The 26,550-nt window shown below is 63.8% G+C and carries 37 protein-coding genes and 1 pseudogene; all 38 read right to left on the reverse strand.

The features are described 5' to 3' along the window. Positions 1–2: 2 nt before the first annotated feature. The 38 genes and pseudogenes from rplO to EDF39_RS17860 all read right to left on the reverse strand — a co-directional run bounded on the left by rplO (position 3) and on the right by EDF39_RS17860 (position 26,371). On the reverse strand, positions 3–572 hold the full coding sequence (gene rplO / locus EDF39_RS00425) for a 50S ribosomal protein L15 (protein ID WP_123939584.1): 570 nt from the start codon (positions 570–572) through the stop codon (positions 3–5). Further along, positions 572–754, reverse strand: coding sequence for a 50S ribosomal protein L30 (gene rpmD, locus EDF39_RS00430; RefSeq protein WP_194600685.1), 183 nt, complete (start codon positions 752–754; stop codon positions 572–574). The genes rplO and rpmD overlap by 1 nt, the downstream gene beginning before the upstream one ends. Beyond that, positions 754–1,476, reverse strand: coding sequence for a 30S ribosomal protein S5 (gene rpsE, locus EDF39_RS00435; protein WP_084816339.1), 723 nt, complete (start codon positions 1,474–1,476; stop codon positions 754–756). Before rpsE ends, rpmD begins: the two co-directional genes overlap by 1 nt. Beyond that, a complete protein-coding gene (rplR, locus tag EDF39_RS00440) occupies positions 1,473–1,844 on the reverse strand; it encodes a 50S ribosomal protein L18 (RefSeq protein ID WP_123939587.1) in 372 nt (123 codons plus the stop codon). Before rplR ends, rpsE begins: the two co-directional genes overlap by 4 nt. Positions 1,845–1,846: 2 nt before the next feature. Further along, positions 1,847–2,383, reverse strand: a complete 537-nt coding sequence (gene rplF, locus EDF39_RS00445; RefSeq protein WP_055965008.1) for a 50S ribosomal protein L6 — start codon at positions 2,381–2,383, stop codon at positions 1,847–1,849. Between the two features lie 6 nt (positions 2,384–2,389). Further along, positions 2,390–2,788, reverse strand: coding sequence for a 30S ribosomal protein S8 (gene rpsH, locus EDF39_RS00450; RefSeq protein ID WP_055965006.1), 399 nt, complete (start codon positions 2,786–2,788; stop codon positions 2,390–2,392). A gap of 140 nt (positions 2,789–2,928) precedes the next feature. Next, positions 2,929–3,522: a 50S ribosomal protein L5 gene (gene rplE / locus EDF39_RS00455; protein ID WP_055965002.1), complete on the reverse strand. Its 594-nt coding sequence runs from the start codon at positions 3,520–3,522 to the stop codon at positions 2,929–2,931. Continuing rightward, entirely contained in the window at positions 3,522–3,881 is a 360-nt protein-coding gene (gene rplX, locus EDF39_RS00460) for a 50S ribosomal protein L24 (protein WP_055964999.1), read from the reverse strand. The genes rplE and rplX overlap by 1 nt, the downstream gene beginning before the upstream one ends. Positions 3,882–3,884: 3 nt before the next feature. Beyond that, entirely contained in the window at positions 3,885–4,253 is a 369-nt protein-coding gene (rplN, locus tag EDF39_RS00465) for a 50S ribosomal protein L14 (RefSeq protein ID WP_055964996.1), read from the reverse strand. 28 nt (positions 4,254–4,281) lie between these two features. Further along, a complete protein-coding gene (rpsQ, locus tag EDF39_RS00470; RefSeq protein WP_055964993.1) occupies positions 4,282–4,593 on the reverse strand; it encodes a 30S ribosomal protein S17 in 312 nt (103 codons plus the stop codon). Further along, positions 4,593–4,928 carry a 50S ribosomal protein L29 gene (gene rpmC, locus EDF39_RS17820; protein ID WP_123939589.1) on the reverse strand — a complete coding sequence of 112 codons (336 nt, stop codon included), beginning with the start codon at positions 4,926–4,928 and terminating at the stop codon, positions 4,593–4,595. The genes rpsQ and rpmC overlap by 1 nt, the downstream gene beginning before the upstream one ends. Next, the gene (gene rplP, locus EDF39_RS00480; RefSeq protein ID WP_055964987.1) at positions 4,928–5,347 is read right to left on the reverse strand and encodes a 50S ribosomal protein L16; all 420 of its coding nucleotides are present in this window, start codon (positions 5,345–5,347) and stop codon (positions 4,928–4,930) included. Before rplP ends, rpmC begins: the two co-directional genes overlap by 1 nt. Before the next feature lie 2 nt (positions 5,348–5,349). Then, positions 5,350–6,141, reverse strand: a complete 792-nt coding sequence (gene rpsC / locus EDF39_RS00485; RefSeq protein WP_055964984.1) for a 30S ribosomal protein S3 — start codon at positions 6,139–6,141, stop codon at positions 5,350–5,352. Beyond that, entirely contained in the window at positions 6,141–6,533 is a 393-nt protein-coding gene (rplV, locus tag EDF39_RS00490; RefSeq protein ID WP_055964981.1) for a 50S ribosomal protein L22, read from the reverse strand. The genes rpsC and rplV overlap by 1 nt, the downstream gene beginning before the upstream one ends. Before the next feature lie 25 nt (positions 6,534–6,558). Next, positions 6,559–6,840: a 30S ribosomal protein S19 gene (gene rpsS / locus EDF39_RS00495; protein WP_055964978.1), complete on the reverse strand. Its 282-nt coding sequence runs from the start codon at positions 6,838–6,840 to the stop codon at positions 6,559–6,561. A gap of 12 nt (positions 6,841–6,852) precedes the next feature. Next, positions 6,853–7,692: a 50S ribosomal protein L2 gene (gene rplB, locus EDF39_RS00500; RefSeq protein ID WP_055964975.1), complete on the reverse strand. Its 840-nt coding sequence runs from the start codon at positions 7,690–7,692 to the stop codon at positions 6,853–6,855. Between the two features lie 18 nt (positions 7,693–7,710). Further along, positions 7,711–8,010, reverse strand: a complete 300-nt coding sequence (gene rplW / locus EDF39_RS00505; protein WP_055964972.1) for a 50S ribosomal protein L23 — start codon at positions 8,008–8,010, stop codon at positions 7,711–7,713. Next, positions 8,007–8,666, reverse strand: coding sequence for a 50S ribosomal protein L4 (rplD, locus tag EDF39_RS00510; RefSeq protein ID WP_055964969.1), 660 nt, complete (start codon positions 8,664–8,666; stop codon positions 8,007–8,009). Before rplD ends, rplW begins: the two co-directional genes overlap by 4 nt. 3 nt (positions 8,667–8,669) lie before the next feature. Then, positions 8,670–9,323 (reverse strand): 50S ribosomal protein L3, encoded by a 654-nt coding sequence (gene rplC, locus EDF39_RS00515; protein ID WP_055964965.1) that lies wholly within the window; start codon positions 9,321–9,323, stop codon positions 8,670–8,672. Positions 9,324–9,337: 14 nt separating this feature from the next. Further along, the gene (gene rpsJ, locus EDF39_RS00520; RefSeq protein ID WP_055964962.1) at positions 9,338–9,646 is read right to left on the reverse strand and encodes a 30S ribosomal protein S10; all 309 of its coding nucleotides are present in this window, start codon (positions 9,644–9,646) and stop codon (positions 9,338–9,340) included. Between the two features lie 453 nt (positions 9,647–10,099). Next, a complete protein-coding gene (locus EDF39_RS00525) occupies positions 10,100–10,909 on the reverse strand; it encodes a DarT ssDNA thymidine ADP-ribosyltransferase family protein (protein WP_158613101.1) in 810 nt (269 codons plus the stop codon). 67 nt (positions 10,910–10,976) lie between these two features. Beyond that, positions 10,977–11,951 (reverse strand): DNA topoisomerase IB, encoded by a 975-nt coding sequence (locus EDF39_RS00530; protein WP_123939593.1) that lies wholly within the window; start codon positions 11,949–11,951, stop codon positions 10,977–10,979. A 102-nt stretch (positions 11,952–12,053) separates the two neighbouring features. Beyond that, the gene (locus EDF39_RS00535) at positions 12,054–12,272 is read right to left on the reverse strand and encodes an Rv0909 family putative TA system antitoxin (protein ID WP_123939595.1); all 219 of its coding nucleotides are present in this window, start codon (positions 12,270–12,272) and stop codon (positions 12,054–12,056) included. Between the two features lie 200 nt (positions 12,273–12,472). Further along, positions 12,473–13,663: an elongation factor Tu gene (gene tuf / locus EDF39_RS00540; RefSeq protein WP_055964949.1), complete on the reverse strand. Its 1,191-nt coding sequence runs from the start codon at positions 13,661–13,663 to the stop codon at positions 12,473–12,475. Between the two features lie 161 nt (positions 13,664–13,824). Further along, entirely contained in the window at positions 13,825–15,939 is a 2,115-nt protein-coding gene (fusA, locus tag EDF39_RS00545; RefSeq protein ID WP_055964947.1) for an elongation factor G, read from the reverse strand. Positions 15,940–16,063: 124 nt separating this feature from the next. Continuing rightward, positions 16,064–16,534, reverse strand: a complete 471-nt coding sequence (gene rpsG / locus EDF39_RS00550; protein WP_055964944.1) for a 30S ribosomal protein S7 — start codon at positions 16,532–16,534, stop codon at positions 16,064–16,066. Continuing rightward, a complete protein-coding gene (rpsL, locus tag EDF39_RS00555) occupies positions 16,534–16,908 on the reverse strand; it encodes a 30S ribosomal protein S12 (RefSeq protein WP_055964941.1) in 375 nt (124 codons plus the stop codon). The genes rpsG and rpsL overlap by 1 nt, the downstream gene beginning before the upstream one ends. Before the next feature lie 269 nt (positions 16,909–17,177). Continuing rightward, positions 17,178–17,648 (reverse strand): hypothetical protein, encoded by a 471-nt coding sequence (locus EDF39_RS00560; RefSeq protein WP_123939597.1) that lies wholly within the window; start codon positions 17,646–17,648, stop codon positions 17,178–17,180. Positions 17,649–17,802: 154 nt separating this feature from the next. Next, on the reverse strand, positions 17,803–18,255 hold the full coding sequence (locus EDF39_RS00565; RefSeq protein WP_123939599.1) for a DUF6121 family protein: 453 nt from the start codon (positions 18,253–18,255) through the stop codon (positions 17,803–17,805). A 182-nt stretch (positions 18,256–18,437) separates the two neighbouring features. Further along, on the reverse strand, positions 18,438–19,163 hold the full coding sequence (locus EDF39_RS00570) for a hypothetical protein (protein WP_123939601.1): 726 nt from the start codon (positions 19,161–19,163) through the stop codon (positions 18,438–18,440). 2 nt (positions 19,164–19,165) lie between these two features. Beyond that, the gene (locus tag EDF39_RS00575) at positions 19,166–19,990 is read right to left on the reverse strand and encodes a hypothetical protein (protein WP_123939603.1); all 825 of its coding nucleotides are present in this window, start codon (positions 19,988–19,990) and stop codon (positions 19,166–19,168) included. Then, positions 19,987–21,036 (reverse strand): type IV pilus assembly protein PilM, encoded by a 1,050-nt coding sequence (gene pilM / locus EDF39_RS00580; RefSeq protein WP_123939605.1) that lies wholly within the window; start codon positions 21,034–21,036, stop codon positions 19,987–19,989. Before pilM ends, EDF39_RS00575 begins: the two co-directional genes overlap by 4 nt. 43 nt (positions 21,037–21,079) lie before the next feature. Beyond that, positions 21,080–21,928 (reverse strand): A24 family peptidase, encoded by an 849-nt coding sequence (locus EDF39_RS00585; RefSeq protein WP_123939607.1) that lies wholly within the window; start codon positions 21,926–21,928, stop codon positions 21,080–21,082. Beyond that, on the reverse strand, positions 21,925–23,694 hold the full coding sequence (locus EDF39_RS00590; RefSeq protein ID WP_233572917.1) for a pilus assembly PilX N-terminal domain-containing protein: 1,770 nt from the start codon (positions 23,692–23,694) through the stop codon (positions 21,925–21,927). The genes EDF39_RS00585 and EDF39_RS00590 overlap by 4 nt, the downstream gene beginning before the upstream one ends. Continuing rightward, positions 23,691–24,380, reverse strand: a complete 690-nt coding sequence (locus EDF39_RS00595; RefSeq protein WP_123939609.1) for a prepilin-type N-terminal cleavage/methylation domain-containing protein — start codon at positions 24,378–24,380, stop codon at positions 23,691–23,693. Before EDF39_RS00595 ends, EDF39_RS00590 begins: the two co-directional genes overlap by 4 nt. Beyond that, positions 24,380–25,645: a hypothetical protein gene (locus EDF39_RS00600; RefSeq protein ID WP_233572918.1), complete on the reverse strand. Its 1,266-nt coding sequence runs from the start codon at positions 25,643–25,645 to the stop codon at positions 24,380–24,382. The genes EDF39_RS00595 and EDF39_RS00600 overlap by 1 nt, the downstream gene beginning before the upstream one ends. 30 nt (positions 25,646–25,675) lie before the next feature. Then, positions 25,676–25,786: pseudogene (locus tag EDF39_RS17855) on the reverse strand (prepilin-type N-terminal cleavage/methylation domain-containing protein); the annotation flags it as partial. A gap of 108 nt (positions 25,787–25,894) precedes the next feature. Next, positions 25,895–26,371, reverse strand: coding sequence for a prepilin-type N-terminal cleavage/methylation domain-containing protein (locus EDF39_RS17860; RefSeq protein WP_123939613.1), 477 nt, complete (start codon positions 26,369–26,371; stop codon positions 25,895–25,897). Positions 26,372–26,550 lie beyond the last annotated feature (179 nt).

Genomic DNA, 26,550 nt, shown 5'->3' on the forward strand with positions numbered 1-26,550 from the left:
TACTACTTGGTGACTGTTCCGCCCGCGGCGACAATCTTCTCTTCGGCAGAGCCGGAGACCTTGTCGACACTCACGGTCAGCTTGACGGCGAGATCGCCCTGGCCGAGCACCTTGACCTTCTCGTTCTTGCGAACGGCACCCTTAGCCACGAGGTCACTCACGGTGACCTCACCGCCGGCGGGGTAGAGGTCGGTCAGCTTGTCGAGGTTGACAACCTGGTACTCGACGCGGAACGGGTTCTTGAACCCGCGGAGCTTCGGGGTGCGCATGTGCAGAGGCATCTGCCCACCCTCGAAGCCGACACGGACCGTGTAGCGAGCCTTGGTTCCCTTGGTACCGCGACCAGCGGTCTTACCCTTCGAACCCTCACCGCGACCCACGCGAGTCTTCGCCTTCTTGGCACCGGGAGCCGGACGAAGGTGGTGGACCTTGAGGATCTGCGGACGAGCGACGTCGGAAGACTCCGACTTCGTTGCGGCCTGAGTGGTTGCTGCCTTGGTGGCAGGCTTCTTGGTCGCAGCCTTAGGAGCTGCGGCCTTCGTGGTGGCTTCGTCTTTCGAAGTGTCAGCCATTAGTCAATCTCCTCGACCTTGACGAGGTGAGCGACCGTTACGACGTAACCGCGGTTCTGCTTGTCGTCAGGGCGAACGACCGTCTGGCCGATTCGCTTGAGACCCAAGCTGCGCAGCGTGTCGCGCTGGTTCTGCTTCTCGCTAATTTTGGACTTGATCTGAGTCACGCGGAGCTGAGCCATCAGGCACCTGCCTTCTCAGTTGCGGCAGCACGAGCGTCGGCCTCGATGCGAAGCAGACGAGCGGGAGCGACCTGGTCGATGTCGAGACCACGACGAGCTGCGACGGCGCGCGGCTCTTCCAGCTGCTGCAGCGCGGCGACAGTCGCGTGCACGATGTTGATGGTGTTCGACGAACCGAGCGACTTGCTCAGAACGTCGTGGATGCCAGCGCACTCGAGAACGGCGCGAACCGGACCACCGGCGATAACACCGGTACCCGCAGCGGCGGGGCGGAGCAGGACGACGCCGGCTGCAGCCTCACCCTGGACGGGGTGCGGAATGGTGTTCGCGATACGAGGGACGCGGAAGAAGTTCTTCTTCGCCTCCTCGACACCCTTCGAGATGGCGGTGGGGACCTCACGGGCCTTGCCGTAGCCGACACCGACGAGACCGTTACCGTCACCGACGACGACGAGAGCGGTGAAGCTGAAGCGACGACCACCCTTGACGACCTTGGACACGCGGTTGATGGTGACGACGCGCTCGAGGAACTGGCTCTTGTCGCGGTCGTCACGACCACCGCGACCCTGGTTCCGGTCGCCGCGACCGGCGCCACGGCGGTCGGTACGACCACTGTTGCCACCCTCGCGGTTGTTCGACTCGGAGCCGGCAGCCGTCTCCACGGGGCGCTCGACGACGGCCTCGGCCGTCGGCTCGGGCGTCTTGTTCGTTGCGTCGCTCACAGGTCCAACCCACCTTCCCGGGCGCCGTCGGCGATTGCCGCCACGCGTCCGGCGTACTTGTTACCACCGCGGTCGAAGACGACCGCTTCGATTCCGGCAGCCTTGGCGCGCTCGGCGACGAGCTCGCCGACCTTCTTGGCCTTAGCCGTCTTGTCACCGTCGAACGTGCGCATGTCGGCCTCGAGGGTCGATGCGCTGGCGACGGTGTAGCCCTTGCTGTCGTCGACGACCTGCACGAATACGTGACGGGCCGAGCGATTGACGACGAGACGGGGGCGAACTTCCGTGCCCACGATCTTCTTGCGCAGGCGAATGTGGCGTCGGCTCGTAGCGGCCGACTTGCTCTTACCTCTGGTTCCGAGACCCATGATTACTTACCTGACTTTCCGGCCTTGCGGCGGACGACCTCGCCGGCGTAGCGAACACCCTTGCCCTTGTAGGGCTCGGGCTTGCGCAGCTTGCGGATGTTGGCGGCCACTTCGCCGACGGCCTGCTTGTCGATGCCGGTGACGGTGAGCTTGTTGTTGCCCTCGACCGTGAAGCTGATGCCCTGGGGCGGCTCGACGGTGATCGGGTGCGAGTAGCCGAGGGCGAACTCGATGTTCTGGCCCTTGGCCTGCACGCGGTAGCCGGTACCGACGATCTCGAGGCCCTTGGAGTAGCCCTGAGTGACGCCGGTGATCTGGTTCGCGATGAGAGTGCGGGTCAGGCCGTGGAGCGAACGCGATGAGCGCTCGTCATCCGGGCGGGTGACCAGAACGGTGCCCTCTTCGAGCTTGGCTTCAATGGGGCTGGCGACGACGAGCGACAGCTCGCCCTTCGGGCCCTTGACGGTGACGGCCTGGCCGTCGATCTTCACGTCGACCCCGGTGGGGATCGGAATGGGAAGGCGTCCGATTCGTGACATAGCGGGTTACCACACGTAGGCGAGGACTTCCCCACCCACGCCCTTCTTCTCGGCCTCACGGTCGGTCAGCAGACCGGAGGAAGTCGACAGGATGGCCACGCCGAGACCGCCGAGAACCTGAGGGATCTCGGTCGACTTTGCGTAGACGCGGAGGCCCGGCTTGGAAACGCGCTTGATGCCCACGATGGAGCGCTCGCGTGCGGGGCCGTACTTGAGGTCGATGGTGAGGGTCTGTCCGACGCGAGCGTCTTCGACCTTCCAGGACTCGATGAAACCCTCTTTTTTGAGGATCTCAGCGATGTGGGACTTGAGCTTGGAGCTCGGCAGCGACACGGTCTCGTGGAATGCCGAGTTCGCGTTGCGCAGTCTGGTCAGCAGGTCTGCGACCGGATCTGTCATCGTCATGCGAATTGATCTCTTTCTCGAGCGGTTTCGACTTCCGGTACACCGGGAGCCGACCTACGCGATCGGGTGGCCTGGAGCGATTCTCCAGACACGGAAGTGCGGCCGGACACTTCGAAACCGAAGTGTCCGACCGAACGATCTTAGTTGGCCGAGTCGGCCGAGCGGAACGGGAAGCCGAGTGCCTTGAGCAGAGCCCGGCCCTCGTCGTCGTTCTTCGCGGTGGTCACGACAGTAATGTCGAAGCCGCGAACTCGGTCGATGCGGTCCTGATCGATCTCGTGGAACATGCTCTGCTCGTTGAGACCGAAGGTGTAGTTGCCGTTGCCGTCGAACTGGCGGTCGCTCAAACCGCGGAAGTCGCGGATGCGAGGAAGCGCAAGCGAGAGCAAACGGTCGAGGAACTCCCAAGCGCGGTCGCCACGAAGCGTGACGTGAGCACCGATCGGCTGACCCTCACGCAGTTTGAACTGCGCGATGGACTTGCGGGCCTTGGTGACCAGCGGCTTCTGTCCGGTGATGGCCGTGAGGTCTTTGACCGCACCGTCCATGACCTTCGAGTCGCGAGCTGCCTCGCCGACACCGGTGTTGACGACGATCTTCACGAGACCGGGCACCTGGTGCACGTTCGTGAATCCGAAGTCGCTCTTCAGCTGCGGCAGGATCTCGGCCTGGTACTTGGCCTTGAGGCGAGGCTGAGCGCTGGGCTCGACCGTCGCGGTAGTGGTGTCACTCATCAGAGATCCTCCCCCGACTTCTTGGCGTAGCGGACACGGACGGTCTTGGTGACTCCGTCTTTCGTGACCTTGTCTTCGCGGAAGCCGACGCGGGTCGGCTTCTTGCTCTTAGGGTCGACCAGCGCGACGTTCGACACGTGGATGGAAGCCTCGTGCGTCTCGATGCCGCCGGTCTTGGTGCCCCGCTGGGTCTGGCCGACACGGACGTGCTTGGTGACAAAGTTGACACCCTCCACGACCACGCGGTTCTTCTCCACGAGGACCTCGATGACCTTGCCCTGCTTGCCGCGGTCTCCGCCGCGGGCCTGCGTGGCTCCGGTGATGACCTGAACCAGGTCACCCTTCTTGATGTTTGCCATGACTTAGATAACCTCCGGCGCCAGCGAGATGATCTTCATGAACTTCTTGTCGCGGAGTTCGCGACCGACCGGTCCGAAGATGCGGGTACCACGGGGGTCTCCGTCAGCCTTCAGGATCACTGCGGCGTTCTCGTCGAACTTGATGTAGGAGCCGTCGTTACGACGGGTCTCCTTCTTGGTGCGAACGATGACCGCCTTGACGACGTCACCCTTCTTCACGTTGCCGCCGGGAATGGCGTCCTTCACCGTGGCGACGATGACGTCACCGAGGCCGGCGTAACGACGACCCGAGCCACCGAGAACGCGGATGGTGAGGATCTCTTTGGCACCGGTGTTGTCGGCGACCTTGAGGCGGGATTCCTGCTGAATCACTTCTGTCTCCTATCGAGCAGGCCGAGGCCTACTTCGCCTTCTCGAGGATCTCGACCAGGCGCCAGCGCTTGGAGGCGCTGAGCGGACGGGTCTCGCTGATGACGACCAGGTCACCGACGCCGGCCGAGTTGGCCTCGTCGTGAACCTTGACCTTGGAGGTACGGCGGATGACCTTGCCGTACAGGGGGTGCTTCACGCGGTCTTCGACCTCGACGACGATGGTCTTCTCCATCTTGTCGCTCGTGACGTAGCCACGACGCGTCTTGCGGTAGCCGCGGACGAGGGTGTCCGACTCGACAGTGTCTGTCGAGGCCGCAGCAGCCTTCTTCTCGGTAGCCATTACTTGGTCTCCTCGGTCTCAGCGGCCTCGACGGTCTCGTCGGCCGTCTTTGCAGCGGCCTTCTTCGTCGACTTCTTGGCAGCAGCCTTGGGGGCAGCCGCGGCCGGGGCGGGGGTGGCACGAATGCCGAGCTCGCGCTCACGGAGCACCGTGTAGATACGAGCGATGTCGCGCTTGACGGCACGAACGCGGCCGTGGTTCTCGAGCTGGCCGGTAGCCGACTGGAAGCGCAGGTTGAACAGCTCTTCCTTGGCCTTCTTGAGCTCGTCGACAAGACGCTCGTCTTCGAATGTGTCGAGCTCGGTCGGAGCGAGCTCCTTGGATCCGATCGCCATTATGCGTCGCCCTCCTCGCGCTTGATGATGCGTGCCTTCAGGGGCAGCTTGTGAATTGCACGAGTGAGCGCCTCTTTGGCGACTTCCTCGCTGACGCCGCTGAGCTCGAAGAGCACGCGACCCGGCTTGACGTTGGCGACCCACCACTCGGGCGAACCCTTACCGGAACCCATGCGGGTTTCGGCCGGCTTCTTGGTCAGCGGGCGGTCGGGGTAGATGTTGATCCACACCTTTCCACCACGCTTGATGTGACGGGTCATGGCGATACGAGCGGACTCGATCTGACGGTTGGTGACGTAGGCAGGCGTGAGAGCCTGGATGCCGTACTCACCGAAGCTCACGCGAGTGCCACCGGTCGCCTGGCCACTACGGCCGGGGTGGTGCTGCTTGCGGTGCTTGACACGACGGGGAATCAACATGGTTATGCCTCAGCTCCTGCGGTGACCGGGGCGTCCTGCGTCTGCGGAGCACGGGTGTTGCCACCACGGGATCCACGGTCGCGGTCGCCACCACGGTCGTTACGACGCTCGGGGCGCGACGACTTCTGGTTCGCCTGCTCACGCGCGAGCTCTTTGTTGGTGATGTCGCCCTTGTAGATCCAGACCTTGACACCGATGCGACCGAACGTGGTCTTGGCTTCGTAGAAGCCGTAGTCGATGTTGGCGCGGAGCGTGTGCAGGGGCACGCGGCCCTCGCGGTAGAACTCCGAACGGCTCATCTCGGCGCCGCCGAGACGGCCCGAGACCTGGATGCGAACACCCTTGGCGCCGGCGCGCTGAGCACCCTGCAGACCCTTGCGCATTGCGCGGCGGAAAGCCACGCGAGCGCTGAGCTGCTCGGCGATGCCCTGGGCGACGAGCTGAGCTTCGGCCTCGGGGTTCTTGACCTCGAGGATGTTCAGCTGGATCTGCTTGCCCGTGAGCTTCTCGAGGTCGGCGCGGATGCGCTCGGCCTCGGCGCCACGGCGACCGATCACAATGCCCGGGCGGGCCGTGTGAATGTCGACGCGAACGCGGTCGCGGGTGCGCTCGATCTCGATCTTGGCCACGCCAGCGCGGTCGAGGGAGGTCTTGAGCAGGTTGCGGATCTTGATGTCTTCAGCGACGTAGTCGCTGTAGCGCTGGCCGGCCTTCGTGCTGTCGGAGAACCAACGCGACACGTGGTCGGTGGTGATTCCGAGACGGAAGCCGTACGGGTTTACTTTCTGGCCCATTACTTGCTCGCCTTCTTCGACGTCGTGGCCGCTTCGGCCTCTTCGGGCGTCGCGAGGACGACCGTGATGTGGCTGGTGCGCTTCAGGATCTGGAACGCACGGCCCTGAGCACGAGGCTGGAACCGCTTGAGGGTTGCTCCCTCGTCGACGTAGGCACTCGAGATGTAGAGGTCTTCGTCGTTGAGGTAGCTGTTCTGAGCGTCGGCCTTCACTCGGGCGTTGGCCATGGCCGACGCGACGAGCTTGTAGACCGGCTCCGATGCGCCCTGCGGCGCGAACTTCAGAATGGCCAGGGCCTCGAGGGCCTGCTTGCCGCGGATCAGGTTGACAACGCGACGGGCCTTCATGGGGGTGACGCGGATGTGACGCACGCGTGCGATCGACTCCACCATTTCTCTCCTCCTTCTCGCCGCCGCGTTAGCGACGACGACCCTTCTTGTCGTCCTTCACGTGGCCGCGGAAGGTGCGGGTGGGCGCGAACTCGCCGAGCTTGTGGCCGATCATGGATTCGGTCACGAAAACGGGGATGTGCTTGCGTCCGTCATGCACGGCGATGGTGTGGCCGAGCATGTTCGGGATGATCATCGAGCGACGCGACCAGGTACGGATCACGTTCTTCGTGTTGGCTTCGTTCTGAACAACAACCTTGCGGAGCAGGTGGTCGTCGACGAAGGGGCCCTTCTTCAGACTGCGTGGCATCTTCTACAACTCCTACTTGCGCTTGTTGCCAGCGTTGCGGCGGCGGACGATGAGCTTGTCGCTCTCGAGCTTGGGGTGACGAGTGCGGCCCTCTTTCTGGCCCCACGGCGAGACCGGGTGGCGTCCACCGGAGGTCTTGCCCTCACCACCACCGTGCGGGTGGTCGACGGGGTTCATGGCGACACCACGCACGGTCGGGCGAACGCCCTTCCAGCGCATACGGCCGGCCTTTCCCCAGTTGATGTTCGACTGCTCGGCGTTGCCGACCTCGCCGATCGTGGCGCGGCAGCGCGCGTCGACGTTGCGGACCTCGCCCGAGGGGAGACGCAGCTGCGCGTAGGGGCCGTCTTTGGCGACGAGACGAACCGAGGCACCGGCGGAGCGGGCCATCTTGGCACCGCCACCGGGCTTGAGCTCGATCGCGTGGATGACGGTACCGACCGGGATGTTCTTCAGCGGAAGGTTGTTACCCGGCTTGATGTCCGCGCCAGCGCCCGACTCGACGATGTCGCCCTGCGACAGCTTGTTCGGAGCGATGATGTAGCGCTTGGTGCCGTCCACGAAGTGGAGCAGCGCGATGCGCGCCGTGCGGTTGGGGTCGTACTCGATGTGAGCGACCTTGGCGTTCACGCCGTCTTTGTCGTTGCGACGGAAGTCGATGACGCGGTACTGGCGCTTGTGGCCACCACCGATGTGACGGGTCGTGATGCGGCCGGCGTTGTTACGACCACCGGTCTTCGACAGGGGACGAAGCAGCGACTTCTCAGGAGTCGAGCGCGTGATCTCAGCGAAGTCGGCGACGGATGAACCGCGGCGACCCGGAGTCGTGGGCTTGTATTTGCGAATAGCCATTATTTATCCCTCCGCGCCCTAGCCGACAGCCGTGAAGATGTCGATGGAGCCCGACTTGAGTGTCACGATGGCGCGCTTGGTGCTCTTGCGCTTGCCGATCCCGAACTTGGTACGACGCGTCTTACCCGGACGGTTCAGCGTGTTGATGCTGTCGACCTTGACGTCGAAGATCTTCTCGATGGCGAGCTTGATCTCGGTCTTGTTCGAGCGCGGGTCGACCAGGAAGGTGTACTTGCCCTGATCAATCAGGGAGTACGACTTCTCGGAGACGACCGGCGAGATCACGACGTCGCGGGGGTCTTTGTGGATGCCGCTCATGCGGTGGCCTCCTTGTTGGTCTTCTTGGCCACGAAGGCCTCGAAAGCGCTCTTGGTGAAGACGATGTCGTCGGAGACGAGGACGTCGTAGGCGTTGAGCTGGTCCCACGAGATGACGTGGACCTCGTCGACGTTGCGGACGCTCTTCTGCGTCAGCAGGTCATCGCGCTCGATGACGACCAGGACGTGCTTGCTCGTGGAGATGCTCGCAAGCAGCTCGAGAGCGGTCTTGGTCGAGACGACGTCGGCCACGAAGGACTCGACGACGTGGACGCGGGCGCCGCGAGCGCGGTCGGAGAGAGCACCGAGCAGAGCTGCGGCGATCATCTTCTTGGGGGTGCGCTGCGAGTAGTTGCGGGGCGTCGGGCCGTGGACGATGCCACCGCCGGTCATCTGAGGAGCGCGGATGGAGCCCTGGCGAGCGCGACCCGTTCCCTTCTGCTTGAACGGCTTGCGGCCGGCACCGGAGACCTCGCCGCGGCCTTTGACCTTGTGCGTGCCCTGGCGTGCGGCAGCGAGCTGCGCGACGACGACCTGGTGGATCAGCGGGACGTTTGCGACGACGTCGAAGATCTCAGCGGGGAGGTCGACGGAGCCGGACTTGGCGCCCTTGGCGTCGAGGACATCGACGGCGGTGGAAGCAGTGGTGATAGCCATGCGCTAGTTCCCCTTCACGGCGGTGCGGACGAAGACGGTGCGGCCACGAGCGCCGGGGACGGCGCCCTTGACGAGCAGCAGACCCTTCTCGACGTCGACGGCGTGAACCGTGAGGTTGAGGACGGTGACGCGCTCCCCACCCATGCGACCGGCCATGCGCATGCCCTTGAAGACACGGCTGGGGGTCGACGAAGCACCGATCGAACCGGGCTTGCGGTGGTTACGGTGCGAACCGTGGGATGCCGAGACACCCTTGAAGTTGTGACGCTTCATGACACCGGCGAAGCCCTTGCCCTTGGAAGTGCCGACGACGTCGACCTTCTGGCCGGCCTCGAAGGAATCGACCGCGAGCTCCTGGCCGAGTGCGTACTCGGCGGCGTCGGCGGTGCGAACCTCGGTGAGGGTGCGGCGAGGCGTGACGCCCGCCTTGTCGAAGTGACCGGTGCGGGGCTTGTTGGCCTTGCGCGGGTCGATTGCTCCGGCAGCGATCTGGACGGCTACGTAGCCGTCGACCTCTTCGGTGCGGATCTGAGTCACGACGTTCGGAGAGATCTCGACGACGGTGACGGGGATCAGCTTGTTGTCGGCGTCCCAGACCTGGGTCATGCCGAGCTTCTTGCCGAGGAGACCCTTGACGTTCTTGGTGGTGATAGCCATTAGTTCGTCGCCCCCTACAGCTTGATCTCGATGTTGACGTCGGCGGGGAGGTCGAGACGCATGAGCGAGTCGACGGCCTTCGGCGTCGGGTCGATGATGTCGATGAGACGCTTGTGCGTGCGCTTCTCGAAGTGCTCGCGCGAGTCTTTGTACTTGTGGGGCGAACGGATGACTGCGATCACGTTCTTCTCCGTGGGAAGCGGCACGGGGCCGACCACGGTCGCGCCGGCACGGGTCACCGTGTCGACGATCTTGCGGGCTGACGTGTCGATGACCTCGTGGTCGTACGACTTCAGCCGGATGCGGATCTTTTGTCCCGCCATGTGTGACTCTCTCTCGATATAAACGTCGCGCACCTTCACGGGGCCGCCTGACGCGCCTTCGCAGTCGTATCGCTTTCGCGAACTCCCACTCGGGCTGGGTCTTGTTCAGACTCGGGTCACTCCGGATGCCGCAGTTGCCTGCACACACGACCGTCGCACCACTGTTGATGTGTCAATCCGTCTTCGACCGCATGCCGAAGGCCTGCGCTCGTAACCGCTCCGCTGATTTCGTAGCCGATTCAGCGTGATGGCCACCGTGGGGAGGTCATCTCTCGGGTTTCGATTGAAGAGGTGTCCTGCTACCCGCGGCCCAGTCGATACGACTGTGCACTGCCTGGCAGTGATTCGAACCGCACGCAGCGGCCGAAGTGTTGAACCAGACAAGCTTGCCACAGCCCGGCATTTGCTGCAACCCGGGCGTGTCGGAATTGTTGCGACTCAGCTCGAGTCGAGCTATTCCGCCTCGGAGGGGCGGAACCACGGCGGGTAGACGGCGACTCGCGGCGCCCGCCCCTCCACATCGCGGAGCAGGCTCTTGACCTCGTCACGCGTGCGATCGTTCGGCACTCCGATGAGGGTGACCAAGGAGAGATCGAAGGAGTCTGGCACCAGGATCTCGACCTCGAGCAGGTCGGGATCAGCGATCGAGGCGCGACGCGCGAGCGTAGCCGCCTCGGCCTGCCCGACCCCGAAACGCGCGAGCGGCCCGGTAGGGTCGCCGTCGGCGAGCACGAAGTCGTCGGGGAGGGCAGCTACGGGTGCCACGAGCACGACGAAGTCGGTGGGGCGGGTGGCTCGTGCTGCAGGTGACCACCGGGATCCTTCGGCGCCGCTGCGCACCTCGTTCCAGGTGGCCGCGTCGGGCGAGAGGGCGAACGGCACGTGACCGGCGACAGTGGAACCGGTCGGGAGAGCCGCAGCGGCACGCCGCTCGCGCGCCTCGGGCGACGCGACGTCAAGCTCGGGGACCGCGTCGGCTCGAAGGCGACCGTCGGAGAAGATGTCGGCAAGGTTCGACAGGTGGGTCCAGTGGTGGACACGCATCGTGGCGAGGTCGATGTCGGGGAGAGCTGCCGCCGCGGGGGCGGCCCGCTTGGCACCCGGAGCGCGGACGACTGCCGGCATCCGGATCGCCGAGCCGCCGACGGGGGCACGTCGAGCAGCCGTCGGCCGAGCGACGGGCGCAACCACCGGCTCTTCTCGCTTGCGGGGCGTGCAGAGGTCGCAAAGCTCAGCATCGAGGCCGTGGATGCATTCGGTCACAGCAGTTGTTCCTCTCGGGCGCAACACGAAAGTCGCACAAACTTCAAGATTACGCGACCCGAGGGCATCACCGGTACAGAAGCGAACGAACCTCCGACTCCACGGCATGCACCCGGGCCGGATCGATCGTCTCGCCCTGACGGAAGAGGTCGACGAGACGCGGGTCGACATAGCTGGCGCGGGCGACCGACGGCGTATTGCCGAGCACCGCCGACGCATCGCGCATCGCCTGGGCCACAGCGCGCTTGCGCCCGGTCTCGGAAGCCTTCGGCCCGGATCTCGCCAGGCTGATGGCCGCCGCAGCCGTTCCGTGGAGCGTGCGGAAGTCTTTCGCCGTGAACTCCCCGCCCGTCCGCTCGTGCACGTAGGCGTTGATGTCGACGGCGTGCAGCGGCCTCCACGCCGCGCCTTGCTCGGGCCGGTAGGCGAGGAGCCGAGCACGCCCACCTCGAGACTTGAGGCCGCGGATGATCGCGGCGAGCTCGGGATCCTCGATTTCGCTCTCCCACTCCTGACCACTCTTCGCCGGAAAGGCCAGCCTGATGCTGTCGCCGCTGACAGTCGCGTGCGAGCAGAGCAGGGTGGACAGCCCGTGGCTGCCGTGGGCGGTCGCGTACTGCTCTGAGCCGACGCGCAGCGAGCCCGTGTCGAGCATGCGGAATGCCGCCGCCAGAGCCCGGAGGCGATCCGGCTCGTCTCGCCGGAGGTCGAGTGTGACGAACCGCCGCGCGGTCGGAAGCGCCTCGGCGAGAGAGAGCGCCCGGTCGAACTTGATGCGGTCTTTCTGCTCGCGCCAGGTGGGGTGGTAGATGTACTGGCGCCGACCGACACCGTCGATACCGGTCGCCTGAATGTGCCCGTTGGGGTAGGGCGCGATCCACACGTCTTTCCACGCGGGCGGAATGGCGAGGGATTCGAACCGAGCACGCAATTCAGGATCCGAGACGGTCACGCCCGCATCGTCACGGTACGTGAACCCGCGGCCGGCCTTGACCCGGGTGACACCCGGTCGGGAGGAGTCGGTTCGGCGCAGTCGAGGCATGCCGACGAGTCAACTCCCCCGCGCCGGAGAACAGCTGCGGGAGCACGACACCCGAGCGAACGACGAAGGCCTCCGACGGACATCGTCGGAGGCCTTTGGCGGCTATGCGCCGTCGTTGCCGATCTTCTTGTCGGCCGCGTCGCGCGCTTGCTGGATCTTGTCGTGGTGCTTACCGCCTGTGGCCTTGTCGGCTGCACTGGCCACGGCATCCAGGATGCTGTCGCTGATGCCCTCCGCCTTGTCGCTCTTCAGCGCGTCGGTGACCTTGTTGTCTTTCAGAAACTCCTGCGCCTTCTTGGTGACGTCGTCGAACCCAGCCATATGCGTCCCTCCCTGAACCGGTCGGCACCTCCGACCCGTGCCGACAATCCTGCACCGACCTGACGCGCGGGTCTAGGCCGACAACTCTTCTCTCAGGCGATGGTCCGGGTACGCCAAAGCGGGCCGGACCCGAAGGCCCGACCCGCTCAGGGTGATGCGTGTCTACGACGCGTCAGAGAATCTCGAAGAAGTCGGAAGGACTACTTGTTGATCTTCGTGACGGTGCCGGCGCCGACGGTACGGCCACCCTCGCGGATAGCGAAGCGGAGGCCCTCCTCCATGGCGATCGGCTGGATCAGCTCAACGCTGATCTCAGTCGTGTCGCCGGGCATGACCATCTCGGTGCCCTCGGGCAGCGTGATGACGCCGGTGACGTCGGTGGTGCGGAAGTAGAACTGGGGACGGTAGTTCGCGTAGAACGGGTTGTGACGGCCGCCCTCATCCTTCGAGAGGATGTAGACGTTCGCGTCGAAACCGGTGTGCGGCGTAACCGAACCGGGCTTGACGATGACCTGGCCGCGCTCGACGTCTTCGCGCTTGGTGCCACGAAGAAGAAGACCGGTGTTGTCGCCGGCCACAGCCTGGTCGAGCAGCTTGCGGAACATCTCGATGCCGGTGACGGTGGTCTTGGTCGTCGGGCGGATACCGACGATCTCGATCTCCTCGTTGACGTTGAGCTGACCACGCTCGACACGACCGGTGACGACGGTGCCACGACCGGTGATCGTGAAGACGTCCTCGATGGGCATGAGGAAGGGCTGGTCGAGTGCACGGATGGGGTCGGGGACGTTCTCGTCCACGGCCTCCATGAGGTCGGCAACCGACTTGGCCCACTTCTCGTCGCCCTCGAGCGCCTGAAGCGCCGAGACCTGAACGACGGGGGCGTTGTCGCCATCGAAGTCCTGGCTGGAGAGCAGCTCGCGAACCTCGAGCTCGACGAGCTCCAGGATCTCTTCGTCATCGACCATGTCGGACTTGTTCAGCGCGACGACGATGTAGGGCACGCCGACCTGGCGAGCAAGCAGCACGTGCTCACGCGTCTGGGGCATGGGGCCGTCGGTAGCGGCAACCACGAGGATCGCGCCGTCCATCTGAGCCGCACCGGTGATCATGTTCTTCACGTAGTCGGCGTGGCCGGGAGCGTCGACGTGAGCGTAGTGACGCTTCTCAGTCTGGTACTCGACGTGCGAGATGTTGATCGTGATACCACGAGCCTTCTCTTCGGGCGCGTTGTCGATCTGGTCGAACGCGGACGCCGTGTTGAGGTCGGGGTACTTGTCGTGCAGAACCTTGGTGATCGCCGCGGTGAGCGTCGTCTTGCCGTGGTCAACGTGACCGATGGTTCCGATGTTTACGTGCGGCTTGGTCCGCTCGAACTTGGCCTTCGCCACTGTGGGTCCTCCTCAGGACTCGGGAGCAGTTGCCCGGCCGGGCCCGTGAAGGCCCGTCTCCGGGGAACTGCGCTTTGGTGTATTCACATGCTACGCGGTCGAGGCTCGACCCCGCATTTCGGGCGGTGCGCTCTGTGGAGAACGCACCACCCTGGGGTGGGCTACTCGCCCTTGTTCTTCGCGATGATCTCGTCGGCGACAGCCCGGGGGACCTCCGCGTACGACTCGAACGTCATCGAGTAGACGGCACGACCCGAGGTCTTCGACCGCAGGTCACCGACGTAACCGAACATCTCCGACAGCGGAACGCTGGCCCGAACGACCTTCACACCACTGGCGTCTTCCATCGAGGCGATCTGGCCGCGACGAGAGTTGAGGTCGCCGATGACGTCGCCCATGTACTCCTCGGGCGTACGGACCTCGACGGCCATGATCGGCTCGAGCAGCACGGGGCTGGACTTGCGTGCAGCCTCCTTGTACGCGATCGATCCGGCAATCTTGAACGCCATTTCAGACGAGTCGACATCGTGAGCAGCACCGTCGAGGAGCAGCGCACGAACACCTACGGTGGGGTAACCGGCGAGGACACCGACCTGCATGGCGTCCTGGATGCCGGCGTCGACCGAACCGATGTACTCGCGGGGAACGCGACCACCGGTGACCTTGTTGACGAATTCGTACGTCGACTCGGCCGTGACCTCGAAGGGCTCGAGAGCGATCTGGACCTTAGCGAACTGACCCGAACCACCCGTCTGCTTCTTGTGGGTGTAGTCGTAGCGCTCGATGCCCTTTTTGAGCGTCTCGCGGTAGGCGACCTGGGGCTTGCCCACGTTCGCCTCGACGTTGAACTCGCGCTTCATGCGGTCGACCAGGATGTCGAGGTGAAGCTCGCCCATTCCCTTGATGACCGTCTGACCAGTCTCGGCGTTGAGCTCGACGCGGAACGTCGGGTCTTCTTCGGCGAGCTTCTGGATGGCGATGGAGAGCTTCTCCTGGTCTTGCTTCGTCTTCGGCTCGATAGCAACCTCGATGACGGGCTCAGGGAAAGTCATCGACTCTAGGACGATCTGCTCGCTCGGGTCGCACAGGGTGTCACCCGTGGTCGTGAACTTGAGACCGATGACCGCATAGATGTGACCAGCGGTCACGCCATCGACGGGGTTCTCCTTGTTGGAGTGCATCTGGAAGATCTTGCCGATGCGCTCCTTCTTGTCTTTCGTCGAGTTGATCACCTGGGCGCCGGACTCGATGGAACCCGAGTAGACGCGGACGTAGGTGAGGCGACCGAAGAAGGGGTGCACCGCAACTTTGAAGGCAAGAGCCGAGAACGGCTCCGACGACTCGGGCTTGCGGATGATGATCTTCTCGGCGTCGCGGACGTCGTGGCCCTCCATGGGAGGCACGTCGAGCGGCGAAGGCAGGTAGTCGATGACGGCATCGAGCATCGGCTGGACTCCGCGGTTCTTGAACGCGGAACCACAGAAGATCGGGTAGAGCTCGGAGTTGACGGTCATCTTGCGGACCGCACCCTTGATCTCGTCGACCGTCAGCTCTTCGCCGGCGAAGTACTTCTCGAGGAGAGCATCGTCGGACTCGGCGACGGTCTCGAGCAGCTTCGCGCGGTACTCGTCAGCCTTCTCTTTGAGGTCTTCCGGGATGGGCTCGATCTCGTACTTCGCGCCCATCTCGACGTCACCCTTGGCGTCGCCGCGCCAGGTCAGTGCGCGCATCTCGACCAGGTCGACGACGCCCTCGAACGAGGACTCCGCACCGATCGGGAGCTGCATGACCAGGGGCTTGGCGCCGAGGCGGTTGATGATCGTGTCGACCGTGAAGTAGAAGTCGGCACCGAGCTTGTCCATCTTGTTGACGAAGCAGATGCGCGGCACGTCGTACTTGTCGGCCTGACGCCAGACGGTCTCGGACTGGGGCTCGACGCCCTCCTTGCCGTCGAAGACGGCGACGGCACCGTCGAGGACGCGGAGCGAACGCTCCACCTCGACCGTGAAGTCGACGTGACCCGGGGTGTCGATGATGTTGATCTGGTTCTTGTTCCAGAAGCACGTCGTAGCAGCCGACGTGATCGTGATGCCACGCTCCTGCTCCTGAGCCATCCAGTCCATCGTCGCAGCGCCGTCGTGGACTTCGCCGATCTTGTGGGTGATGCCCGTGTAGAACAGGATGCGCTCGGTGGTCGTCGTCTTGCCGGCATCGATGTGCGCCATGATGCCGATGTTGCGGACCTTGTTCAGGTCGGTGAGCACGTCCTGTGCCACGGGTTCCTCCGATTGGGGGGTTAGAGAGTGTGGTTACTGCGGGGCGGCGACCCGGTGCCGATCGGCACTGAGTCGCCACCCGCAGAGGTGGTGCCAGCGGTGCAGCACTACCAGCTGTGAAGTCTTACCAGCGGTAGTGAGCGAACGCCTTGTTCGACTCGGCCATCTTGTGCGTGTCTTCGCGACGCTTGACAGCAGCGCCGAGACCGTTCGACGCGTCGAGGATCTCGTTCATGAGACGCTCGGTCATCGTCTTCTCGCGACGGGCCTTGGCGTAGCTGGTGAGCCAGCGGAGAGCCAGGGTGTTGGCACGGTGAGGCTTGACCTCGACGGGCACCTGGTAGGTGGAGCCACCGACGCGACGCGAACGGACCTCGAGGGTCGGACGCACGTTGTCGAGAGCCTTCTTCAGCGTGGCGACGGCATCCTGGCCGTTCTTCGCGGAAACACCGGCGAGCGCGCCGTAGACGATGCGCTCGGCGAGGCCCTTCTTGCCATCAAGAAGGATCTTGTTGACGAGCTGGCTGACGATGGGGGCGCCGTAGACGGGGTCTGCGACGACGGGACGCTTGGGAGCGGGACCCTTACGAGGCATTACTTCTTCTCCATCTTCGCGCCGTAGCGGCTGCGAGCCTGCTTGCGGTTCTTGACGGCCTGGGTGTCGAGGGCGCCACGAACGATCTTGTAACGGACACCGGGGAGGTCTTTCACACGACCGCCGCGAACGAGCACCATCGAGTGCTCCTGAAGGTTGTGGCCTTCACCGGGAATGTACGCGGTCACCTCGGTGCCGTTGGAGAGCTTCACACGGGCGACCTTGCGGAGCGCGGAGTTCGGCTTCTTGGGGGTGGTGGTGTACACACGGGTGCACACGCCACGCTGCTGGGGGTTGGCCTTCAGGGCGGGGGCCTTGGTCTTGACGACCTTCGGCGTGCGTCCCTTTCGGACCAGCTGCTGAATAGTTGGCACTGGTTCTCCTTGACTTGGTACTTCTCGGTGTTCTGGCCGGCCCGGTCGGACGGCTTCCTCATCTCTGGAGCACGACAGTCACACTTCGAAATAACGAAGAGTGGTCGTCGCGCGTCTCCCCCAACCAGCGCACTATGAGTGCACAGCACCTATGACACACGGTGGGGCCCGATCGGTTCGGCGAGAAGTTCGCCACTCCGAAGAGACGGTTAAACGGGCGCGCCGCTAAGCGCACACCCGAGCAAGACTATCCCGTCGCCAGGGCAAGATCAAACGGGCTCAGCTGCGCTGCCGGCGAACCCGTGCTGCGCCTCGGCCTGACGGGCCTCGGTCGCACGAGCATCGACCTCGTGCTGAACGGCGGCGAGCGCCACGATGGCGAGAGCCGCGGTGACGACGGGGACGGAGTCGGCGAGGGTCGGGGCGGCGACGTGCTGGAGTTCGTCGGCGCGGATCCTGCGCTCTGTCTCTTCGAGGCGGGCGGCTTCGGCGGCCCGACGGGCTGCGGCACGGACACGCAGCATGCGCGTGAGGACGACGGCGGCGATGATCGCCCACACGCCGTTCACGACCGCGGAAGGCCAGGCGCCGTGGGCTGCGACGTTGAGGGAGATGAACAGGGCTCCCACCAGATTGCTGAGCTGATACACCGGCCCGTTCGACAGTCGTCCGAGTGAGAAGAGGCCGTAGCCGCTGAGGATGACGGCAGCGCCGACCCAGCCCAGGATGGAGAGAAACACGCTCAGATACTCCTTGTCGTGCGAGCGCGACGAAGCAGCCAGGAGATCTCTGGCGCCTCGGGGGAAGGTGCCCGGACGAGAGCCGAGCGACCAATTGTAGGCACGCTCGCAGCGACGTTTCGACACCCCGAGAGAGGGTGTTTCGACGTGTATCTCAGCGACCCTCTCGATGGCGTTCGGCACGGTCGAGGAGCAGGGTTCCGGCGACCACGATCGCCGCCCAGACGGTGGTCGCGATGACGAAGGTCGACAGGGCATACCGGCCGGTGAACAGCACGAGCCAGACCGCTTCGCTGCGCCTTAGCGAGTAGAGCACCGCCCCGACGGCGAGCATGGCGACGTAGCTGGTGGCCAGTGTGATCAGTGCGGAAGCGAGGATCCTGGGCTGTCGCCTTTCGGGCTCACGCTCGGCGACCCCGAAGCTCCGCGCCAGCACGAAGAAGACGGTCGCCATCGAGGCGAGCACCATGGTCGGCCCGAGCGTCGTGCCCGCATCGGATTCGACGATGAGGTCGCGGCCGGTGACGTAGAAGATCAGGCCGGCGGTGAGGACGGCGAGCGCCAGGTGCGTGACCGTGGCCAGGAAGGCGAGGAGGCCGCGGGACATGAGGTCAGGGTACGCGGGGGTTGGGCGGGTCGTCTGGTCGGCGGGGCCGGTGATCGTCCACGATGTGCTGATGTTCGGGCTGCGCCACCAGCAGATCGGGGACACTCACGCGCAACGGCGGCAGAGAAATGCCACGGGTCGGTCGATCGGGACCTCCGACCGACCCGTGGCGGCTTGTGCCCCTACTTTCCGGCGGCGGTGTCGGTGGAGGAGCTGGCTGAGGCCGCGTCGGCCGCGGTGGAGGTGGTGGACTGCTGCGTCTCTTGGACGGAGTCGGCGTCGGCGAGGGCGTAGATGTATCCCGCAACAGTCCAAGTGCCCGACGTGCCATCGGCGCTCGAATCGGCGCTGCCGCTGAATGCCGTCACGAGGAAGAGGCGGTCACCCGTGTGGACGGCGTCGAGGAAGCTGAGCGCCTGGGCGTAGGTGCCGCCCACCGTGATGCTCACCGGGATGACGGAGAAATTCTTTCCTGAAATGGCGGCATTCGTGACCGAGGCGGGAGCCACGGGAAGCGCACTCCCAGAAGCCGAGCTGGTAGTTGACTCGGCGGCGACAGGAGCCACGTAGGCCTGAGCGTCACTCAAAGTCAGCGTCGTCACCGCGACGCCGGTCTTACTTGCGAGATCGTTGATCTCAGTGATGAACGCGGGAGAGTCGGCGTCGGACGGCACCGACTTCTGGCTAGTCGCAAGCTGGGTCGTCAAGCTGTCCATCTTGCTGAATTTGGACTTGAGAGTGAGGATGCCCGCTCGCAGCGTCTCGTTTTGCTGCGCGACCGACGAGTTCTGGGCTCGAGCGTCGGCCGCGGCCGTCAGTTGAGGGTTGACGCCGACAACGAAGCCGAGCGCTACGACGACCACCGTGGCGAGCACGGCGGCAATCATGAGGAGGCGATTACGGTCCATGGTTATTTGCCCTTCTTGGTATAGAGACCTGAGAAGGCGTCTTGATTGATGTGAATCACGATGTTCGCCGTATAAGCGCTATCAACCGCGGTAACGGTGCCCGGCGTCGCGTCGACGTAACCGGGAAGGCTCACGAGGCCGTTCAGCAACTTCGGCACAGATGGGAGGGTTGGGCTCGAGACCGTCACAGTGACTGTGCCGATTCGAGCGCCCTGCAGGGCCGCCGTCGATTGCGTGTAGGGAGTGAGGGGTGTGGCGGAATCGACGCTGACGCTCTGAATGGTGGTGTCGGCCGGCAGTGTCGCCTGCAGCTTGGTGAGGTACGAATTCCAGTCAATGTCAGTCGAGCCGCCGACCTCGCGGGCGGCATCAATCAAGGTGGTCTTGCTCTCGATAGTGCGAACCTTCGAGTACTTCGCCTGTTGGGCGGTGAGCGCGGACGTTTCACCCTGTGTGGATGCCAGCTCGTCTTTCGCCTGCATGGATGTCAGAGTCGCGGCACCCGTGGCGATACCCGCGACGACGGCCACGCCGATGACGCCGAGCCAGGCACGACGGACATTCTGAGCACCGCGCCGCTCAGCCCGCACCTCGAGAGGAAGGAGGTCGACTCGTGGAACGCCGCCGATGGTGGCGATTCCCTTCGTCTGGAGGGGAGCAGCGGCGGCAACAGTCGGACCTCCGGGCGAGGACCCCGGCACTCCCATCCCTGCACTAGGCGACAGTGGAGCCGCCTCCTCGACCGCACGCTTTGCTAGCGGCGGCTTCGCGGCTTGTAACCGACCCTGGGCCTCGAGCTGAGCCTTCTTGGTCAGGTAGAACTTCATGCTGCGCTCCCCAATGCCAGTCCGAGGGCGACAGTGTAGATGGGTGCCATAGCCCTGAGATTGTTCTCGGAGACGGAGCGCCCGAGGGCGAAGCTCTTCAACGGATCCGCGGCTACGACGGGCATGCGAGTGACCTCCTGGAGCGCCTCAGGAAGCCCGGGGAGCTGCGCGCCGCCACCGGTCAGAACGATGTGGCTGACCGTTTCCGCCGGGCGGGTGTTCGCGTAGTAGCTGACGGTGTTGCGGAGGCTTCCAAGCAGCTCGTTCACCGTCTCGAAGATGACGGCCGACGCCGTTTTGTCTTCTTTCGTGGCCGAACTGGAGATGAGTCCGAGAGTTCGCTTCGCCCCTTCTGCGAGTGCACGCGGAATCTCGAGTCGTGAAGCGAGGTCGGCGGTGATGTCGTCTCCCCCGGACGGGATGATTCGAACGAATTGTGGTACACCGTCCGACACGAGGACGACCGACGTTGTCGTGGCACCGATCTCGATGAGAGCGACAGTTCCATTGACTTGGGTGCGATTCACAAGCAGCCGCGACACGGCGAACGGGATCAGGTCGACGCCCACGGTCGTGAGTCCTGCGAGCTTCGAGGCGCGCACGTTGCCGAGAACTGCGTCTTTAACTGCGGCGATCAGGAGACCGTTGATCACCGGGCCGTGTTCGCCGATCCCCTCGGAAACCGGATAGAAGTCGAGGAGCGCGTCAGCGACGGGAACCGGCAACATGTCTTGGACTTGGAAAGGCAAAGACTCCTTGATCCGCGCCTTCGATGCCTTGGCGACCGTGAGGTCGCGGGCGAGGACGCGTTGATTGCCCATGCCCAGAACGACCTGCTTGCTTTTAAAGCCGGCCTCCGCCCAGAGGGTCTTGAGCGCGGCCGCGACTGCGTGGGGTTCGAGCACCTCTCCGCGACTGACAGTGCCTTCGGAAAGCGGCACCTCGCCGTATCGGACGATGGTGGGCTTGGCCGACGTCGCACCAGCGATCTCGACCGCCCGGAGGCTGCTGGTGCCGATGTCGACACCGACGATATTTCTGCTCATTCGGGGGAACTCGCTTCCTGGAACGATGTGTTCTCGCGCATGGTCACACCAGGCCGAGGAGGGTGAGGTAGCCGTGCCAGACGGCCGGGCCGACGAAGATGCCGATCCACGCACCCGCAAGCATCCAGGGACCGAAGGGGATCCCGCCCTTCCTCCCGATTCGCTTGAGGGCGATCAACGCGATGGAGATGAGTCCACCGAGGAGGAAGGCGGAGAAGGCGCCCACTGCGAGTGGGCCCCATCCCAACCATCCGAGAAAGAGTCCGAGAGCTCCCGCAAGTTTGACGTCGCCGAAGCCCATGCCCGCCGGGTAGACGAACCAGACGATGAAGTAGAAGAGGCCGAGAATGGCGAGCCCGGCCGCAGCGCGACCGAGGGCCGCCCAGTCACCGGTCACAGCGGATGCCGCACCAAGCAGTGTTGCGCCGACGGCGTAGGCGGGCAGCACGATGGCATCGGGGAGCCGGTGCACGTCGACGTCGATGAGCCCGAGTGCGATGCTGATCGAGGCCAGGTAGAGGAACGCGACCAGGGTCAGCAGATGCGCGACCATTTGCGCGGGAGCCTCGGTGAGGAGCGCGCCCGGAAGAAAGCGAATGGCGGCGACGACGAAGAAGACCGCGGTCGTGATCTCAACAAGCGGATAGCGCTTCGAAATGGGTTCCCTGCACGTCCGGCATTTGCCTCGAAGGGCCAGCCACGACAGCACGGGCACGTTGTCGTAGGCCTTGATCTCGGTCTGGCAGCCGGGGCAGGCACTGGGCGGCGACACGATCGAGAGGCCGTCCGGCACGCGGTGGACGACGACATTGAGGAACGAGCCGATGAGCAGGCCGAAACCACCGCCCAAGACGGTCAGGGCGAGAGCCCAGGGCAGCGAAGCGGCGATCATTTGCTAGAGCCGTCCGCGTTGTAAGCCGATTTGACCTCGGACAGGGTGGTGACGCCGTAACTGGTTGTAACCGGGCTGACGAACTTCGGCGGCGCCACATACCGGAGCCGGCCGTCGTAGCCGTAAGCCTTTTTGTAACCGTTAGTCCCGCTCCGCACGATTCCACGAAAATACTGGGCGATCGATCCTGACACTGTGAGTGTTCCACGGTCTCCGCCCCGGTCGAAGTTCTGCACCGTGAATGAGTGCGAACTCGACAAGATCGCGGCGTCGATCTCACGACCAGTTCCCCCGAGCATCGAAACGTACGCGTTACCGGAGACCTTTACGGGGTTGTAGACGAACGACGTGTTCGCGGAGACGAGACCCAGCACGTCGGCACTGGGGTCGACATAAGTGACATCACCCGTGACGTACATGTAGTTATCGGCAGCAACCGTGAGCTGCCCATGGAACTTACCCTTCACGAACGCGTCGCCGTTTCGAGCGCCATATGCACACGGGGAGCTGTTTGTCCGATAGCCGCCCGTATCAGTGGGCACGGCTTCGTTCGTCAGCGGGTACCCGACGTGGTTATTCGAGCAGCTCGTCGCGGTGAGGTCCCCTGTAGCGCTGGCTGTGTTGACGTTGCCGGAGGCAGTTGGGATGTTCTGCACGTAGATGAGGTTGTTGGCAGGAACCGGGAAGGTGGCACCGGCGGAGCTGCCGAGCTGACCAACACTCGTTCCAGGTATGCCGCAATCGGAAAGCTGGGTTCCCTTCGTTCCGTCTGCGTTCGTGCGAGTCATGACGGTGTACGGCGACTTGACAGTCATCGTGCCGCCACTGTTGAAAGTGATGTCGGTCGGGCCGGTGTAGAGGCACCCGGGTTCAGGAACATCGGAGGCTATGTCGTTCTGCGTCTCGCGCTTTGAGGCGGAGAGCGAACTGGGGATATCGATGCTTGATTGTTTGTCAGGCTGAACGGTCGGCACGGGAAAGTTTTGCCCGGTGCAGACGTTGCCGAGAGAATCTCTGGGCAAGTAGCGCAGACCTGATGTTCCTGGATCTGCCGTCGTGACCTTCTTCGTGAAGGTGGCATCGCACACGCGCATGGTGTCATTCGAGTGAGCCGGTCCCGCAACCTTGTCCCCGCCTGCAAAAGCAATGTCGCCGCATCCCGACGGCCTCCCCTGGTAGGCGTACTTCAAGCAACTCGACGCACCTGAGGTCGGCTTGCCCGTCTGCTGTGGATCCTGGAATTCATAATTCGTGAAATAGAGGTAGTTGATGAATCCCTCCTGACGCAGATCGGCGACGACGGAACGCGTCGAGGCACCCACGCGGCCGGTGGAACGAATGCGGAGGGTTCCACTCTCGAGATATTTCGAGCTGTCTACCTCGTACCGGAAGGTCGCTGTCCCTCCGCTTCCTGCGACGGTCGCCCACGTGCCCGCGCCTATGCCGAAGGCGGGGTTGGTCTGCGACCCGGTAGGCAGTGTCAAGGAGCTTGTACGACTAAACGGGGCATCTTTGTTGCCGTAGTTCTGGTAGGTGTTGTCATTCGACAGACGAGACTGGTACTCCTCAATGCCCGCATAGGCTGCTGCCAGTGCGCCATTCCAGTCTTGGTCTCCATCGGCCTTGCGGAGCCCCCCGGTAGCGACGGTCAGCGCCGAGGCCGCCATCAGCATGATCACCATGCCGAAGATCAAAGCTATGGCTAGGGCCATACCCTTTTCGTCGGCGGACCGGTCAAGCGTGAGGATCCGACGCATTCGCTTCATGAGACAGGTCCTGTCGCGGTGATGTTGGGGAGACCAACGGTGTTGACCAGGGTTACTCCGTTGTCATAGGCCGAGGTGCTCTTGACTGAGAGGGTCACAGTGACCGAAGCGATCTGCGCGAGCTGGGTAGCCGCCAGCTTTCCGGTGGCACCGGGCGCGATGAGAGCGCCACTAGAGTCGGCGTACTGAAACAGAACGGGCACCTTGGCGGACGCGTTAGATACCGGACCAGTCAAAGTCCGAGTCGTCACGGCCCCGGTGAACGCCCAGTACGTCGACTGAATCGGAACAGAGGCCGTTTTGTTCTCCACGAGACTGCGGTCGGCCGCAAGAGAGAACCGGACGAGTTGTGGTTGATTCGTCGAGCCGGTCTGGTTGACCGCCGTTGTGAAAGTGACGCCCTCTGTCGAGGCCTCAATGAAGGCGGGGGCATTCGTCGTGACACCCGGCACCGGCACAATTACCGCGCTACGAATTTGGCGAGTCACCTCGTTCATCCCGTTGGAGGCGGTTCGAACGTTGGAATCGGTCCGGTTAGCGAGTGACGTGGTGCGCGTCAGCGAGACGAATGTGCCCGTAACGACCGTCAGGACGATTCCGAAAATCATGATGGTTACGAGGAGCTCCGCAAGGGACAGTCCTTGATCGTCGCGATGGCCACCTCGGAGGCGTGCGCGGATGCTCATTAGTTGACCCGCGGATCGAGCGTGACAACGCTCGACGTCGATGCACCCGGGCTCAGGACGCCGAGAATGCTCCCGATGAGCGATCCGATTGATACGGTCGAGAGGGAAGTCGATGAGGATCCGCTCTTGATCGACCAGGTGCCGTAGGGGAGCGCGATGGTCGCTGTCGTGGCGCCGGCGACGCGGGTGAAGTTGTAGGTCATGCCTGCCGCGCAGCCCGGGTCCCCACCGGCAGCCGTTGTGGTGGTCGCCTGAATCACAGTGTCACCAGCTTTCACGTTGATCGTCGCAACTCCCATGGGCACCTGCGCGGCAGCTCGTTTCGAGGTCACATCGGCCGACACAGGAGTGGGACGCTTGCCCTTCTTGTTGGTCGTTGTCTTGGGCCACGACTCTGGGTCGGGAGACAGGCAACTCGCCATCGTGCCTCCGGCCGGAACAAAAGCGCCCGCCAAGAAGGTGTAGCCGGACGCGCTCGGATAGAGAAACTGATCAAGGGCCGGAGTAGAAGCCGTGTATTGACGTCCAGTGCTAAGAACAGTCGTTTTCAAGTCAGTCGGCACGAGGGCGTTGCCGGTGTAGTTGGATGCGAAGTTCGCATAGGTCATGGAGAAGTCGTCGCCAGCGTCGTAACTGAACGAGACACCAGTCGAATCGCCCGCAGCGACGGTCACCGGTTTCGTAGGTGTGGGATCTTGATCAGGATCGACGTCATTTTTTCCGGCGGCCGTGCCAAGGGTGACGGCGTAGGTGCCTGGCACGACCTTGACGGCGACCGCGCAGCCGTCGGTGTTGGTGACTTTGGGCTGGGCTTCAGCTTTGGGCGTCACAGCCGTGTTGCCAGCCACGGTGGTGTCTTTATCGACCGATGCAGTCACATTGGGAGTTCCGAGGCCTGTAGCCCCCGTCACTGCGATCAGGATCGTCCCTGTCGCGGGGTCATTGATCTTGCTCGAGGGGGCGATGATCGTGTCGGCGCGAACGGCCTGCGTCGTGGATTTCTGGGCAGACCATGTCACTGTCACGTTCACGTGCTTGTAGAGCAGTGCACCATTGCCCTTGGTCGCTGGTGATGTGCACAGGGAGTCAACGCCCGTGTCCGTGAGCCAACTCACCTTCTGAGTCACCGTGTAGGTTGCGCCGCCTACCGGTGTTGTGGTGGTCGTGTTTGCAAGATCAAAGATGTCGTCCTCGGACCGGACGGCGTCGATCGCCTGCGAGGCCAGGTTGGTTGCGACCTCACGGCTGCGGTTGTCGCGGGTCATCACGAGTACCGTGCCGACGGAGGTGATTGCCCCAACAGTGATGATCGAGAAGATGACCAGAGCGATGATCACTTCGACCAGAGTGAGGCCAGTATCGCCAGCGACGCGAGTGCGTCGTAGTCGTTCGAGCAACTGGATCATGGTGGTCACCTCCTGGAAGTCGTGAGCGCGCGTGTGATGGGGCGATGGTCGAGCGTGCAGGAGCGGGGCGGCACGGATCAGGCCGTGACGCCCCAGCTCATTTGATGCCTACTTGCAGAACTTTGCGTCGCCTTTGGGGAGAGCTGCAGAGCTAACCCCGTTGGTCTCGGTGACCCAGTAGAACTTGTTGGGGTCGCTCTTGGCCGCGGCATAGAGGCAGAAGGCCGCCGAACTGGCAGTGAGAGCAGTGTTGGTGTTGATGGTCCCGGCCGACGCGAGCGTGAGACCGTAGTCCCGATTGTTGAGAGTCGAAGCGGTCAACGCATCGCCAGCGGCCATGGTCGGGAACCCGGCGTTGTCGGTCTGGTAGGCGGTGAGAGCGGTTTTCGCGTTGCCGAGGTCCGACTTGACGCCGGCGTCCTTCGAAGAGTTCTGCACACCCAGGTACACCGGGATAGCGATCGCGGCGAGGATGCCGATGATGATGACGACGACGAGGAGCTCGATGAGCGTGAAGCCCTTGTCGCCATCCTGCGTGAGGTTCTTGCGGCGAGCGTTGAGCTTGCCCATGAGCACTGCGTACATGTGATCTTCCGTTTCAAAGGTGAAGGAATTGGGAGGGTTCGGAGGCAAGCTCTGCCTGCCAAGAGAGACGTTATGCGTCTCAGAAGGGGTACAGAATCCCTTGTCCGGGGGGTTTGGCCCTTATTCGTGACCCCAGTCCGGGGAGAGGACGACGTCTCTTATCCCCTGGTCAGGGGCCA

Source organism: Frondihabitans sp. PhB161, from assembly GCF_003814635.1.
GTDB lineage: Bacteria > Actinomycetota > Actinomycetes > Actinomycetales > Microbacteriaceae > Frondihabitans.